The sequence below is a fragment of the Vibrio genomosp. F10 str. 9ZD137 genome (assembly GCF_049974785.1).
Lineage (GTDB): Bacteria > Pseudomonadota > Gammaproteobacteria > Enterobacterales > Vibrionaceae > Vibrio.
On the sequence record NZ_JBNGCJ010000122.1, the window covers coordinates 1 to 309 of the forward strand.

1 protein-coding gene is annotated in these 309 nt (G+C 47.2%); it reads left to right on the forward strand.

Annotated elements, in window-relative coordinates; genetic code table 11:
* The coding region (locus ACP45E_RS01455) for a methyl-accepting chemotaxis protein (RefSeq protein ID WP_241824240.1) at nucleotides 1-309 on the forward strand (309 nt) is incomplete at both ends.

Sequence of the window (309 nt, forward strand, 5' to 3'; positions counted from 1 at the left end):
CGCTCTTCCGATCTGTGAGTGAAACCACAATGTCTATCGATAATTTGTCGGCAAGAATTGACCAAGCGGTAGAAGAGGTGAAAGGATTAGAAACGGCAACAGCGAACATTGAAACCATTTTAAAGGTTATCAATGACATTGCAGATCAGACTAACCTTCTTGCGCTCAATGCAGCAATAGAGGCAGCTCGAGCGGGTGAATCAGGTCGAGGTTTTGCCGTGGTTGCCGATGAAGTACGTACACTGGCACAACGAACGCAAGAGTCGACGACAGAAATTCGCAGCATGATTGAACAGCTACAAGCAGGGG